This window comes from Burkholderia sp. KCJ3K979, from assembly GCF_016759955.1.
In the GTDB taxonomy this organism is placed as follows: Bacteria; Pseudomonadota; Gammaproteobacteria; order Burkholderiales; family Burkholderiaceae; genus Burkholderia; species Burkholderia orbicola.
This window is the reverse complement of sequence record NZ_JACFYV010000001.1, coordinates 26,477-39,269: the sequence shown is the minus strand read 5'-3', so window position 1 is coordinate 39,269 and position 12,793 is coordinate 26,477. Positions and strand designations below refer to the sequence as shown.

Annotated in this window: 13 protein-coding genes; 4 read left to right on the top strand and 9 right to left on the bottom strand. The window is 67.2% G+C overall.

Features of this window, described 5'->3' with window-relative positions; all coding sequences use genetic code 11:
* Window positions 1-3: 3 nt before the first annotated feature.
* From H3O04_RS00180 to H3O04_RS00165, 4 genes are all read right to left on the bottom strand, one after another.
* Entirely contained in the window at window positions 4-612 is a 609-nt protein-coding gene (locus H3O04_RS00180) for a hypothetical protein (RefSeq protein ID WP_202586775.1), read from the bottom strand.
* Window positions 613-618: 6 nt separating this feature from the next.
* The gene (gene guaB, locus H3O04_RS00175; protein ID WP_027784746.1) at window positions 619-2,079 is read right to left on the bottom strand and encodes an IMP dehydrogenase; all 1,461 of its coding nucleotides are present in this window, start codon (window positions 2,077-2,079) and stop codon (window positions 619-621) included.
* Window positions 2,080-2,344: 265 nt separating this feature from the next.
* Window positions 2,345-3,178 carry a DUF2182 domain-containing protein gene (locus tag H3O04_RS00170; RefSeq protein WP_202586774.1) on the bottom strand — a complete coding sequence of 278 codons (834 nt, stop codon included), beginning with the start codon at window positions 3,176-3,178 and terminating at the stop codon, window positions 2,345-2,347.
* A 28-nt stretch (window positions 3,179-3,206) separates the two neighbouring features.
* Window positions 3,207-3,971, bottom strand: coding sequence for a DUF899 domain-containing protein (locus tag H3O04_RS00165; RefSeq protein WP_202586773.1), 765 nt, complete (start codon window positions 3,969-3,971; stop codon window positions 3,207-3,209).
* 114 nt (window positions 3,972-4,085) lie between these two features.
* Here H3O04_RS00165 and H3O04_RS00160 point away from each other — a divergent pair, with 114 nt between their 5' ends.
* The 3 genes from H3O04_RS00160 to H3O04_RS00150 all read left to right on the top strand — a co-directional run bounded on the left by H3O04_RS00160 (window position 4,086) and on the right by H3O04_RS00150 (window position 7,111).
* Window positions 4,086-5,306, top strand: a complete 1,221-nt coding sequence (locus H3O04_RS00160) for a helix-turn-helix domain-containing protein (protein WP_105797727.1) — start codon at window positions 4,086-4,088, stop codon at window positions 5,304-5,306.
* A 31-nt stretch (window positions 5,307-5,337) separates the two neighbouring features.
* The gene (locus H3O04_RS00155; protein ID WP_043888494.1) at window positions 5,338-6,024 is read left to right on the top strand and encodes a Vgb family protein; all 687 of its coding nucleotides are present in this window, start codon (window positions 5,338-5,340) and stop codon (window positions 6,022-6,024) included.
* Window positions 6,025-6,145: 121 nt separating this feature from the next.
* Complete coding sequence (locus H3O04_RS00150) at window positions 6,146-7,111, top strand: DMT family transporter (protein WP_006478514.1); 966 nt, start codon at window positions 6,146-6,148, stop codon at window positions 7,109-7,111.
* Between the two features lie 42 nt (window positions 7,112-7,153).
* On the opposite strand, the gene H3O04_RS00145 is transcribed toward H3O04_RS00150, so the two are convergent.
* The gene (locus tag H3O04_RS00145; RefSeq protein ID WP_077178242.1) at window positions 7,154-7,477 is read right to left on the bottom strand and encodes an RnfH family protein; all 324 of its coding nucleotides are present in this window, start codon (window positions 7,475-7,477) and stop codon (window positions 7,154-7,156) included.
* Window positions 7,478-7,481: 4 nt separating this feature from the next.
* The gene (locus H3O04_RS00140; RefSeq protein ID WP_006478512.1) at window positions 7,482-7,919 is read right to left on the bottom strand and encodes a type II toxin-antitoxin system RatA family toxin; all 438 of its coding nucleotides are present in this window, start codon (window positions 7,917-7,919) and stop codon (window positions 7,482-7,484) included.
* Between the two features lie 99 nt (window positions 7,920-8,018).
* Here H3O04_RS00140 and smpB point away from each other — a divergent pair, with 99 nt between their 5' ends.
* Window positions 8,019-8,465, top strand: a complete 447-nt coding sequence (smpB, locus tag H3O04_RS00135) for an SsrA-binding protein SmpB (RefSeq protein WP_006478511.1) — start codon at window positions 8,019-8,021, stop codon at window positions 8,463-8,465.
* 151 nt (window positions 8,466-8,616) lie between these two features.
* On the opposite strand, the gene H3O04_RS00130 is transcribed toward smpB, so the two are convergent.
* The 3 genes from H3O04_RS00130 to ppsA form a co-directional block, all read right to left on the bottom strand.
* A complete protein-coding gene (locus H3O04_RS00130) occupies window positions 8,617-9,552 on the bottom strand; it encodes an SPFH domain-containing protein (RefSeq protein ID WP_006478510.1) in 936 nt (311 codons plus the stop codon).
* A gap of 36 nt (window positions 9,553-9,588) precedes the next feature.
* On the bottom strand, window positions 9,589-10,023 hold the full coding sequence (locus H3O04_RS00125) for an NfeD family protein (RefSeq protein WP_011549550.1): 435 nt from the start codon (window positions 10,021-10,023) through the stop codon (window positions 9,589-9,591).
* Window positions 10,024-10,316: 293 nt separating this feature from the next.
* Complete coding sequence (gene ppsA / locus H3O04_RS00120; RefSeq protein WP_006478508.1) at window positions 10,317-12,719, bottom strand: phosphoenolpyruvate synthase; 2,403 nt, start codon at window positions 12,717-12,719, stop codon at window positions 10,317-10,319.
* Between the last annotated feature and the right edge of the window lie 74 nt (window positions 12,720-12,793).

Sequence of the window (12,793 nt, the reverse complement as noted above, 5' to 3'; positions counted from 1 at the left end):
CGGTCAATCCTGCGACGGCGGGCGCGCGTCGAATGCGACGCTGCCTGACGCGCGATCGGATGCGGCCGATGGACCTGCGGCGACCGGTGCCGAAGGCGCCACCGGGCGGCTGACGACCGGCTCGACCCACGGCGGCTGCGTGGAGGCCGACGCCGGTTCGACCGGACGCCTCGCGTCCCGGCCCTCGAGCGCCTGCGCCCTGTCGGCCCTTTCGCGCCGACGCACGGCCGATGCGAGCCGCACGCCGCCGAGACCGAGCACGATCAGCGCGACCCCGGCCACCGCCGACAGCACCCGGCCGGCGGCCGCCAGCGCGGGACCGCTGCCGGTGCCGATCGACCACACGACCGTCAGCACGCCGGTCAGCCAGTTCACATGGCCAACCGCCCGTGCGACGGGCGCCGTGAGGTCGCCGTTGAACGCCGCATGAAACGCGAGCCACGCGAGCCCGAGCAGCGCGATGCCGAACGCCTGACCGAGCATCGCCGGCTGGATGTTCGCCAGTTGCAGCGCGTCGAACAGCGCCTGCCAGGGCGTCAGCACGAACAGCACGCCGAACGCCAGCAGCAGCACGGCATCGACGATCAGCACGGCTCGCAGCAGCGGTTTCATCGGCGATCAGTCCACGTGGTAGTTCGGCGCTTCCTTCGTGATCTGCACGTCGTGCACGTGCGACTCGCGCATGCCCGCCGCAGTGATCTGGACGAATTCGGCCTTCTCGTGCAGCTCGTCGATCGTCTTGCAGCCGCAGTAGCCCATGCTCGCGCGCACGCCGCCGACCAGCTGGAACAGGATCGCGTTGACCGAACCCTTGTACGCGACACGGCCTTCGATGCCTTCCGGCACGAGCTTGTCGATGTTCGCGGAGTTGTCCTGGAAGTAGCGGTCAGCCGCGCCGTCCTTCATCGCACCGACCGAGCCCATGCCGCGGTACGACTTGTACTGGCGGCCCTGGTACAGGAACACGTCGCCCGGCGCCTCTTCGGTGCCCGCGAACATGCTGCCCATCATCACCGCGTTCGCGCCGGCCGCGAGGGCCTTCGACACGTCGCCCGAGAAGCGCACGCCGCCGTCCGCGATGCACGGCACGCCGGTGCCCTTCAGCGCTTCCGACACGTTCGCGATCGCGCTGATCTGCGGCACGCCGACACCCGCGACGATCCGCGTCGTGCAGATCGAACCCGGGCCGATGCCGACCTTGACCGCGTCCGCGCCGTATTCGACCAGCGCCTTCGCGGCGGCGGCCGTCGCGATGTTGCCGCCGATCACCTCGACGTGCGGGAAGTTCTGCTTGACCCAGCGCACGCGCTCGAGCACGCCCTTGCTGTGACCGTGCGCGGTATCGACGACGATCACGTCGACGCCGGCCTGCACCAGCAGCTCGACACGCTCTTCGTTGTCCGGACCGACGCCGACCGCCGCGCCTGCGCGCAGCTTGCCGTGTTCGTCCTTGCATGCATCCGGGTGCTCGGTCTGCTTCGTGATGTCCTTGACGGTCATCAGGCCGCGCAGTTCGAACGCGTCGTTGACGACCAGCACGCGCTCGAGGCGGTGGCTGTGCATCAGCGCCTTCGCTTCGGCGAGCGGCGTGCCTTCCTTGACCGTGACGAGGCGCTCGCGCGGCGTCATGATCGACTTGACCGGCTCGTCGAGGCGCGTTTCGAAACGCAGGTCGCGGTTCGTGACGATGCCGACGAGCTGCGGGCCTTCGACGACCGGGAAGCCCGAGATGCCATGCTGGCGCGACAGCGCGATCACGTCGCGCACCTTCATTTGCGGCGGCACCGTGATCGGGTCGCGGACGACGCCCGACTCGAAACGCTTGACCTTCGCGACTTCGCGGGCCTGTTCGGCCGGCGTGAGGTTCTTGTGGACGATACCGACGCCACCCTGCTGGGCCATCGCGATCGCGAGGCGACCTTCGGTGACCGTGTCCATCGCGGCGGACACGAGCGGCATGTTCAAGGAGATGTTGCGGGTCAGCTTGGTCTTGAGGCTGGTGTCGCGCGGGAGAACGTCGGAGAAGGCGGGAACGAGGAGCACGTCATCGAAAGTGAGTGCTTTTTGGATCAGACGCATGGCAAATCCTATGGGCGCAAAAGCGAATTATACGCGAAGCGCCGCGAATTTTCACAACACGAACAACAGCTTAGCCGGTTTCGGCCGTTCGGGGGCCGAATCGTTCGGATCGCCGTTCGCTTCGTTTTCGATCGTCTTTCGTTTCACCGCCGCATCGAGCCATTCGCGCAACCGGCGGCCGGACGGCATGTGCCCGTGTCGCGGCGAGGCCACACGGCCGCGCGCACGGCCCGGCGACCCGCCGAAGCGGCTTGCCTGCCCTGCCTCACGCCAGCCCGGTCGCACGGGCGATCATCGCCATGCCGCCCGCCACCACCCCGCAACCGACGGTCCGCGCGACGCGCCCGCCGGCCGGCACAACGCGTTCAGCGGCGATCGCGACCGTCACGGCGGCCATCACACGCAGATCCATCATGCCGGCCGCCAATGCGACCACCATCAGGTTCCCGCAACACGCGCAGCACCGGATCGCGGCGCGCATGCCGTACCGCCATGCCGTGACGGCCGCCGCCCGTGGCCGATGCACATCGTGCGCCTCCGCATGCCGGCAGCACGCGAGCCGGCGCGCCTTCCACCCGGAGAATTGCAACGCGCCCGCGGCCAGCACGACGGCGCCGGACACGAACGGCATCGCCCAGGCGAGCGCCGGCAGACGGCCGGCGGCCGTCGTCATTACGGCGCCGGCCGGAAACACGAGCGCGCCGAGCGCCATCCAGACCGAGAAATATCCCGCCCCCGCGACGACGACGAGCCAGGCCGACCGCGCTGCCGCCTGCGGGCCGATGCGCCGCCGGTAATGCCAGATCTGCGGCGCGAGCACGGGCAGCATCATCGTCACCGTCATCGCGCCCCACATTCCGGCGAACGTCGCGAATGCGCGCCCGCCGCCTCGCCCGCACGGCCGCAGCCAGGCGGCCGAGGCCATCCAGCCGCCGGGCATCGGTTCGCCACCCATCGCGGCCATCGACGCATGCTGCGCCAGCGTCGCCACCACGGCGACCACGAACACGGCCGCGACCGCCACGCCGAATGCCCGCGGATCGAGGGCCGTCTCGCCGGTTATCGGCCCGGCTTTCGGCCCGGTCGTCGTTCGTGTCATCGCGTGCTCCCACCCGTGGCCACCGCGCTCAGCCGCGCGCGTACTCGTCGTGACGGCGCCACCACGGGCCGGCCTCATTACGTCCGCGCGGCGCGCGATCGAGCCACTGGTACATCCCCCACAGCCCGTCGAGGCCGCGCGCGTAGGTCGAATACGTGTGATAGACGGCGCCGTCCTCGCGCACGAACGCGCTCATCCCCGGCCGGTCGAGCGAATACGTGCGCGCGTCGGTGCCGCAGGTGGCCGCGAACTGCACGACGGGCGCCGGCGGCGGATCCATGTCCATCGCATGGCCGGCCCGCGCATAGTTGTATTCGACGTCGCCCGCGCGCTGCTGCGTTTCGGTGAACGACACGTTGAAGTCGAAGTTGAAATCGCTGCCGACCGACGACGCCCACGGGAACGTCCACCCCATTCGCTGCCGGTACGCGAGCAGTTTCGCGAGCGGCGCGCGCGATACGGCCGAGAGCGTCACGTCGTGATGGGCCAGATGCACGGCAAAACCATCGAAGCCGTCGGCGAGCGCCGAGCACGACGGGCAGCCCGCCTTGTAGTCGGGGCCGAACATGAAGTGATAGACGAGCAATTGCGAACGGCCGCGAAACAGGTCGTCGAGCGTCGCCTGCCCTTCCTCGGTATCGAACCGGTAGGTCTTGTCGACGCGCACCCACGGCAGCGCCTGGCGCCGCCGCGCGAGTTCGTCGCTTTGCCGCGTCAGCGCCTTTTCCGCGTCGAGCAGCGTGCGACGTTCGGCCAGCCATTCGTCGCGGGTTCCGGTGAGATGGGTCGTCATTGCGGGTTCCTCCTTTCGATGGGTATCCGGGCACGGCGTCCGAGGCCGTGTGCGTGGTGCTAGATTAGTGGCGTGCATCGGACCGGAGGGAGTGACAAGTGTGTCGGGATTCGGATGGATTCGCTGATCACGGCGGCCGCGCGCGCGCTCGCGACCGGTGACGCGCTCGGCGCGCTGAACCGCGTCGCGCTGCGCGACGATGCGCCGGCGCTCGCGCTGCGCGGCATCGCGCTGGCGCAGCTCGGCGATTTCGACCGGGCGCGCGCGCTCGTGCGCGCCGCCGCACGCGCATTCGGTGCGAAGGAAGCGGTCGCGCGGGCGCGCTGCGTCGTCGCGGAAGCCGAGATCGCGCTCGCGTCGCGCGACCTGCGCTGGCCGACGCGTGCGCTCGATGCGGCCTGCGCGACGCTCGACGCGCACGGCGACCGCGCGAACGCCGCGCATGCCCGCTATCTCGGTGTACGCCGGTTGCTGCTGATCGGTCAGCTCGACGAGGCAGAACGGCTGCTTGCGCATCTCGATCCCGTGCCGCTGCCGCCCGCGTCACGCGCCACCCATGAATTGATCGCGGCCGGCATCGCGATGCGCCGCCTCCGCACGCACGCGGCCCGCGCGGCGCTCGACCGTGCGCGGACAGCCGCCCACGCCGCCGGCATCGCCGCGCTGACGGCCGAGGTCGATACCGCGGCGCGCGTGCTCGACGCACCGGCCGCCCGGCTCATCGCGCGCGGCACGTCGCGGCTCGTACCGCTCGACGAAGTGGAGACGCTGTTCGAGTCGAATGCGCTCGTCGTCGACGCGTGCCGCCACACGGTGCGCGATGCGCGCACGACCGTGTCGCTCGCGCGGCGTCCGGTGCTCTTCGTGCTCGCCCGTGCGCTGGGCGAAGCGTGGCCGGCCGACGTATCGAGAAACGCGCTCGTCGCCGCCGCGTTCCGTGCGAAACAGGCCGACGAATCGCATCGTGCGCGGCTGCGTGTCGAGATCGGCCGACTGCGTGCGGTGCTGCGTCCGCTCGCGAACGTCGTCGCGACGCCGCGCGGCTTCGCGCTCGAACCGCTCGGCGTGCGCGAAACCGTCGTCCTCGCGCGCCCGGTCGACGATCGCCATGCGGCCGTGCTCGCACTCCTCGCCGACGGCGAAGCGTGGTCGAGCTCCGCGCTGGCGCTCGCGCTCGGCGCCAGCCAACGCACCGTGCAGCGTGCGCTCGACGCGCTCGCGGAAACCGGCAAGGTGCAGGCGCTCGGCCGCGGACGCGCGCGCCGCTGGATGACGCCGCCGCTGCCCGGATTCGCGACGACCTTGTTACTCCCGGTTGCGCTACCGGGCGATTAGGATGGCCCCATCGAACGACGAGGTGACGAACATGAAACGCTCCACCGCAGAGATCCTTCACGAGTACGGCCCGTTCCCGGGCGTCGACGGCGTGCACGGCGTCACGTTCGACGGGCAGCACGTGTGGTACGCATCCGGCGACAAGCTGAATGCGCTCGACCCCGAGCGCGGCACAACCGTCCGCTCGCTCGACGTCGCCGCGCACGCGGGCACCGCGTTCGACGGCCGCCACCTGTTCCAGATCGTCGAGGACCGCATCGAGAAGATCGACCCCGAATCGGGTCGCGTGCTCGCGACGATCCCGGCGCCCGGCGGCGGCGCCGATTCGGGGCTCGCGTGGGCGGAAGGCACGCTGTGGGTCGGCCAGTACAGCGAACGCAAGATTCATCAGGTGGACCCGCAGTCGGGCGCCGTGCTGCGCACGATCGAATCGAACCGCTTCGTCACCGGCGTGACGTGGGTCGACGGCGAGCTGTGGCACGGCACGTGGGAAGCCGACCAGAGCGACCTGCGACGCATCGATCCGCACACGGGCGAGGTGCTCGAGCAGATCGACATGCCGGCCGGCGTCGGCGTGTCGGGGCTCGAATCCGACGGCCACGACCGCTTCTACTGCGGCGGCGGCAACAGCGGCAAGCTGCGTGCCGTGCGCCGCCCGGCGCGCACGCGTACCGCCACCGACGGCACCGACGTGATACCCGATCCGGCAGACGGCTGATCCACCGCGTGCCCACGCTGCCCGAACGCGCTGCCGTGCCCCGAGTGCAGGAATGAACAAGACGCCGCCGCGACGACATCGCTAAGATGCGCGCACTTCAGTCATTCGTTCGGAGCGGTCGATGCAGCGCGGCGTGGTGTACGGTGTCCTGGCAGGCGCCCTGTGGGGCATGGTGTTTCTCGTTCCGCGGCTGCTGACCGATTTCTCGCCGCTGCTGCTGAGCGCCGGCCGCTATACGATGTACGGCCTCGTGTCGCTCGCGGCCGCACTGCCGGTCGCCCGCTCGCTGCTCGTGCGCTTGACCCGCGAGGATCTGGTCGCGCTGGTGAGGCTCGCCGTCATCGGCAACGTCGCGTACTACATGCTGCTGTCCGGCGCCGTGCACCTGATCGGCATCGCGCCCAGTTCGCTGATCGTCGGCGTGCTGCCCGTGACCGTCACGCTCGCGGGCCTCGGCGACCATGGCGCCATGCCGCTGCGGCGGCTCGCCGCTCCGCTCGCGCTGGTGATCGCGGGTATCGTCTGCATCAACGTCGACCTGTTTACATCCGAAGCCGCGCACGCCACGACGCTCGCCCAGAAGCTCGCGGGCATCGCCTGCGCGGCGGGCGCGCTCGCGAGCTGGACCTGGTATGCGGTGGCGAACACACGCTACCTGCAGCGCCATCACCACTTCGGCGGCAACGAATGGTCGGTGCTGTGGGGTGTCGTGACGGGGTTGATCGGCGGGCTCTGCTGGATGGCGATCCTCGCGCTGCCGGCCGGCACGGTGCAGGCGGCCGTCCCCGCATCGCGGTGGCAGTTGTTCTGGCTGCTGAACCTCGTGCTCGCGATCGGCGCGTCGTGGCTCGGCAACGGGCTGTGGAATGCCGCGTCGAAGCGGCTGCCGCTCACGCTGTCGGGCCAGCTGATCGTGTTCGAAACCGTGTTCGCGATGCTGTATGCGTTCGTGTATGACCAGCGGATGCCGCACGCGCTCGAGATCGCCGCGCTCGTGCTGCTGCTCGCCGGCGTATACGGCTCGGTGCGGCGGCACGGCGACACGCCGGGTAGCGCATCGACAAACGCAAACGCCGCGGCCCATTGAGCGCCGCGGCGTTTGATCAGATCAATCGGAACGAAAAGCGCGTCAGCGCGCGTCCTTGTGCATCCACTTGCGGCCCTCGATCGAGCCTGCACGGCGGGACTTGTCGACGCGCCGCTGTCGCGCGAGCTTCGGATCGACGATCAGCGGACGGTAGATCTCGACGCGGTCGTGATCGACGAGCGGCGCGTCGAGCGGTGCAAGCTTGCCGTATACGCCCGTCTTCGCATGTGCGAGATCGATCTCCGGATGCAGCGCGAGCACGCCGCTCGCGTCGATGGCCGAGCGCACGGTCGCCCCTTCGGGTAGCGACAGCGAAATCAGCGTCTGGCGGTCCGGCAGCGCGTAGCAGACTTCGATCGACAGCATCGCGTCACCCCTTCCCGTAGCGTTGATCGGCGCGCTTCACGAACGAATCGACGAACGTGTTCGCGATGTGGCTGAACACCGGCCCGATGATCTTCTCGAGCAGAATGCTCGAAAACTCGTAGTGCAGCGCGAATTCGATCTTGCACGCATCGGCGCGCAGCGGGATGAAACGCCACGAACCCGTGAACTTCTTGAACGGCCCGTCCGCGAACTCCATGTCGATCCGGGTCGGACGCTGCTGCGTGTTGCGGGTCGCGAAATGCTGCTTGATACCCTTGAAGTTGATGTCGATGCGCGCTTCCATCCCGCTCTCGTCCTGACGGCGAACCTCGACACCGCCGCACCAGGGCAGGAAATTGGGGTAGTCGGCCACGTCGGTGACGAGGTCGAACATCTGTTCCGCCGAATGGCGGATCAATACGGTTTTCTGGACATCTGCCATAAATCGCGCGGCATCGCTTAAAGTGGGAACGCCAAGCCGGGCGATACGCGCCCCGCTTTGCTAAAATCGTGATTTTAAACGAGTTGGCCCGATCCTTTCATGAGCATCATCGACAACAGGAAAGCGCACTTCGATTATCACATCGAGGAACGCTACGAGGCGGGGCTCGTGCTGGAGGGCTGGGAAGTCAAGGCGCTGCGCGCCGGACGCGGCCAGATCAAGGAAGGCTACGTCGTGGTGAAGAACGCCGAGATCTTCCTGATCGGGACCCATATCAGCCCGCTGCCCGAAGCCTCGACGCACATCAAGCCCGACCCGGTTCGCACGCGCAAGCTGCTGCTGCACCGCGAGGAAATCAAGAAGCTGATCGGCAAGGTCGAGCAGCGCGGCTACACGCTCGTGCCGCTGAACTTCCACTACAAGGGCGGCCGCGTGAAATGCGACATCGCGCTCGCGAAGGGCAAGAAGCTGCACGACAAGCGCGAAACCGAGAAGAAGCGCGACTGGGAACGCGAGAAGGCGCGGATCATGCGCGCCGGCACCTGACGCACACGGCGTTCATCGCAAACGACACGGCCCGCTCGAAGCGGGCCGTGTTGCTTTGGACTGCCTGAATCGCGCCGGCCGGTCGCGGCTGCGCGACGATTCGCCGCAGGACGATACGCACGCGGCAGCTGCGTGCGCATCGACGTCGGGCTCAGCCCTTCGCGCCGGCCCCCACGCCCGCGCTCTTGACGATTGTCAGAGCCGACGAGATCGCGGTGCCGAGATCCGACAGGTTCGACGGCACGATCAGCGTGTTGCCCTGCTTCGCGAGATTCGCGAACGCACCGACATACTGTTCGGCGACCTTCAGGTTCACCGCGTCCATCCCGCCTTGCGACTGGATCGCGCTCGCGATTTTCTGGATCGCCTGCGCGTTCGCCTCGGCCACCGCCAGAATCGCGGCGGCTTCGCCCTGCGCCTGGTTGATCGCGGCCTGCCGCTCGCCTTCGGACTTCTGGATCGCGGCTTCGCGCGCTCCCGACGCGAGGTTGATCTGCTCCTGCTTGCGGCCTTCGGATGCGGCGATCAGCGCACGCTTTTCGCGCTCCGCGGTGATCTGCGCCTGCATCGCATGCAGGATCTCCTTCGGCGGCGTCAGGTCCTTGATCTCGTAGCGCAGCACTTTCACGCCCCAGTTCGCCGCGGCGTCGTCGAGCGCCGACACGATGCTGTGGTTGATGAAATCGCGCTCCTCGAAGGTCTTGTCGAGCTCGAGCTTGCCGATCACCGAGCGCAGCATCGTCTGCGACAGCTGCGTGATCGCGAGCACGAAGTTGCTCGACCCGTACGACGCCTTCATCGGGTCCATCACCTGGAAATACAGCACGCCGTCGACCTGCAACTGCGTGTTGTCGCGCGTGATACAGACCTGGCTCGGCACGTCGAGCGGAATTTCCTTCAGCACGTGCCGGTACGCGATGCGATCGACGAACGGCAGCACGATATTGAGACCGGGCGACAGCGTCGCGTGGTAGCGCCCGAAGCGCTCGAGCACCCATGCATGCTGCTGCGGCACGATCTTCACCGTCTTCGACACGATCACGATCGCGATGACGAGCAGGACAACCCAGATGATCAGCGAATCCATGAAGCATTTCCTCCTTGTTGTTGTATCAGCGGACGATCAGCCCGCGGGTTTCGCCACGACCACGAGGCAATTGCCGCGCACGGCGCTCACCTGGTACACGCGCGCATCGTCGCGCTCGCCGTGCGCGAGTTCGACGTCCCAGTCGGCACCGCGATACTGCACGCGCGCGCGGCCGTCACGCCACGCGTCGACCGTGACGGTCGAGCCGATATCGAGATTGACGTCGGGATTCGTCGACGTGTCGCGCTTCTGCTTGCGGCCGAGCCCAGAACGGCGCAGCACGATCATCGCGACGATCGCGACCGCGGCCGCCGCGCCGAACTGCACGTGCGGCGCGAAACCGGCCAGTTGCAACAACCCGCCGGCGAGAAAGCCGAGCGCGATCATCAACAGATAGAACGTGCCGGTCAGCAATTCGGCCACGACCAGCACGCCGACTCCGACCCACCAGAACAGATGCCCCGACATCATTGTGGTCTCCAGAAAAACGTCCCCGATGCTCACTATATTCGCTGCGCTCGCGGCTGTGCGAAGCGGTCGGTACTCTTGGGGCGGCCCGGCGAGTACCGAAGGAAAACGACCCCCACGCTCACTGCGTTCGCTGCCCCCCGCGGGGGCGGTCGGCACTCTTGGGGCGGCCCGGCGAGTACCGACGAAAAAAAACACCCCGGTGCTTACCGGGGTGTTTATAGCACGAACCTTGCATTTTGCCTTCAACGAAAGCGCGACGGACCGCCCTTTCGCCGAAGTTGCATCACGACTCGTTACTTGCGGTTGGCGGCGAGCGCCTGCCACGTATCGATGATCGTGTCGGGGTTCAGCGAGATCGACACGATGCCTTCGTCCGTCAGCCATTGCGCGAAGTCCGGGTGATCGGACGGGCCCTGGCCGCAGATACCGACGTACTTGCCCATCTTGCGGCAGGTATCGATCGCACGCTTCAACAGGAACTTGACGGCCGGGTCGCGCTCGTCGAAGTCGACTGCCAGCAGTTCCATGCCCGAATCGCGGTCGAGGCCGAGCGTGAGCTGCGTGAGGTCGTTCGAGCCGATCGAGAAACCGTCGAAGTGTTCCAGGAACTCTTCGGCAAGGATCGCGTTGGTCGGGACTTCGCACATCATCACAAGGCGCAGGCCGTTTTCGCCACGCTTCAGGCCGAACTTCTCGAGCAGGCCGACCACGCGCTCCGCCTGCTTCACGGTCCGCACGAACGGCACCATGATCTCGACGTTGGTCAGGCCCATCTCGTCACGCACGCGCTTCAGTGCACGGCATTCCATCTCGAACGCCTGCGCGAAGTCCTCAGCGATGTAGCGCGACGCGCCGCGGAAGCCCAGCATCGGGTTTTCCTCGTCCGGCTCGTAACGCGAACCGCCGATCAGCTTCTTGTACTCGTTCGACTTGAAGTCGGACAGACGCACGATCACCGGCTTCGGATAGAACGCCGCCGCGATCGTCGCGACGCCTTCCGTCAGCTTGTCGACGTAGAACTGACGCGGCGACGCGTGGCCGCGCGCAACGCTCTCGACCGCCTTCTTCAGGTCCTGGTCGATGTTCGGGTACTCGAGAATCGCCTTCGGGTGAACGCCGATGTTGTTGTTGATGATGAACTCGAGACGCGCGAGACCCACGCCGCCGTTCGGCAGTTGCGAGAAGTCGAACGCGAGCTGCGGGTTGCCGACGTTCATCATGATCTTGACCGGGATTTCCGGCAGCTCGCCGCGCTGCACTTCCGTGACTTCCGTCTCGAGCAGCCCGTCGTAGATCTTGCCTTCGTCGCCTTCCGCGCACGACACGGTGACGAGCGCGCCGTCCTTCAGGATGTCGGTCGCATCGCCGCAGCCGACGACTGCCGGCACGCCGAGCTCACGCGCGATGATCGCCGCGTGGCAGGTACGGCCGCCACGGTTCGTGACGATCGCCGCCGCGCGCTTCATCACCGGCTCCCAGTTCGGGTCGGTCATGTCGGCCACCAGCACGTCGCCCGGCTGCACGCGTTCCATTTCCGACGGATCCTGGATCACGCGCACGGGGCCCGCGCCGATCTTCTGACCGATCGCACGACCCGTCGCGAGCACCTGCGACTGCCCCTTCAGCTTGAAGCGCTGCTCGGCCTTGCCGGATGCCTGGCTCTTCACCGTTTCCGGACGTGCCTGCAGGATGAAGATCTTGCCGTCGCGGCCGTCCTTGCCCCACTCGATGTCCATCGGACGCTGATAGTGCTTCTCGATGATGACCGCGTACTTCGCCAGCTCGATCACGTCTTCATCCGTGATCGAGTAGCGGTTGCGCTGCTCGTGCGGCACGTCGACCGTCTTCACGCGGCCCGGCTCGCCCGGCTGCGTGAATTCCATCTTGATCAGCTTCGAGCCGATCGAGCGGCGGATGATCGGGTACTTGTCCTGCGCGAGCGTCGTCTTGAACACGTAGAACTCGTCCGGGTTCACCGCGCCCTGCACGACGGTTTCGCCCAGGCCGTAGCTCGACGTGATGAACACGGCGTCCTTGAAACCCGATTCGGTATCGATCGTGAACATCACGCCGGCAGCGCCGACGTCCGAGCGGACCATGCGCTGCACACCGGCCGACAGCGCGACTTCGGCGTGCGTGAAGCCCTTGTGCACGCGGTACGAGATCGCGCGGTCGTTGTACAGCGACGCGAACACGTGCTTCATGCGGTCGAGCACGTCGTCGATGCCGACGACGTTCAGATACGACTCCTGCTGGCCGGCGAACGAGGCGTCGGGCAGATCCTCCGCGGTCGCGGACGAGCGCACCGCGAACGACAGCTCGCTCGGCGAGCCGTTCTTCAGCACTTCGAACTGCGCGCGGATTTCCTGCTCCAGGCGCGGCTGCAGCGGTGCGTCGACGATCCATTTACGGATTTCGGCACCAGCTTCGGCAAGCGCCTTCACGTCGTCGATGTCGAGCGACTCGAGACGCTTGGCGATGCGATCGGTGAGGTCGTTGTGCTTGAGGAAATCGCGGAATGCGAGCGCGGTCGTGGCGAAACCGGTGGGTACGCGAACGCCTGCTTCGGAAAGCTGGCTGATCATCTCGCCGAGCGACGCATTCTTGCCGCCCACGATTTCCACATCGGTCATCCGCAACTGCTCGAACGGAATTACATACGCCTGGTCCTTTGCGACGTTTGCTGCGTTAGTCATACAAGCCCCTAAGTGTGAAAAAAATACTCGATCGCGCAAGTGGGCTCGAACGCGGGCGCCTGCAAAAAGGCGCG

Excerpts from the sequence above, each read along its gene's own strand:
- H3O04_RS00155 (WP_043888494.1), top strand. The coding sequence starts at position 5,338 with ATGAAACGCTCCACCGCAGAGATCCTTCACGAGTACGGCCCGTTCCCG.
- H3O04_RS00160 (WP_105797727.1), top strand. The coding sequence starts at position 4,086 with ATGGATTCGCTGATCACGGCGGCCGCGCGCGCGCTCGCGACCGGTGAC.
- H3O04_RS00130 (WP_006478510.1), bottom strand. The coding sequence starts at position 9,552 with ATGGATTCGCTGATCATCTGGGTTGTCCTGCTCGTCATCGCGATCGTG.
- H3O04_RS00140 (WP_006478512.1), bottom strand. The coding sequence starts at position 7,919 with ATGGCAGATGTCCAGAAAACCGTATTGATCCGCCATTCGGCGGAACAG.
- H3O04_RS00150 (WP_006478514.1), top strand. The coding sequence starts at position 6,146 with ATGCAGCGCGGCGTGGTGTACGGTGTCCTGGCAGGCGCCCTGTGGGGC.
- guaB (WP_027784746.1), bottom strand. The coding sequence starts at position 2,079 with ATGCGTCTGATCCAAAAAGCACTCACTTTCGATGACGTGCTCCTCGTT.
- ppsA (WP_006478508.1), bottom strand. The coding sequence starts at position 12,719 with ATGACTAACGCAGCAAACGTCGCAAAGGACCAGGCGTATGTAATTCCG.
- H3O04_RS00165 (WP_202586773.1), bottom strand. The coding sequence starts at position 3,971 with ATGACGACCCATCTCACCGGAACCCGCGACGAATGGCTGGCCGAACGT.
- H3O04_RS00170 (WP_202586774.1), bottom strand. The coding sequence starts at position 3,178 with ATGACACGAACGACGACCGGGCCGAAAGCCGGGCCGATAACCGGCGAG.
- H3O04_RS00125 (WP_011549550.1), bottom strand. The coding sequence starts at position 10,023 with ATGATGTCGGGGCATCTGTTCTGGTGGGTCGGAGTCGGCGTGCTGGTC.
- H3O04_RS00180 (WP_202586775.1), bottom strand. The coding sequence starts at position 612 with ATGAAACCGCTGCTGCGAGCCGTGCTGATCGTCGATGCCGTGCTGCTG.
- smpB (WP_006478511.1), top strand. The coding sequence starts at position 8,019 with ATGAGCATCATCGACAACAGGAAAGCGCACTTCGATTATCACATCGAG.
- H3O04_RS00145 (WP_077178242.1), bottom strand. The coding sequence starts at position 7,477 with ATGCTGTCGATCGAAGTCTGCTACGCGCTGCCGGACCGCCAGACGCTG.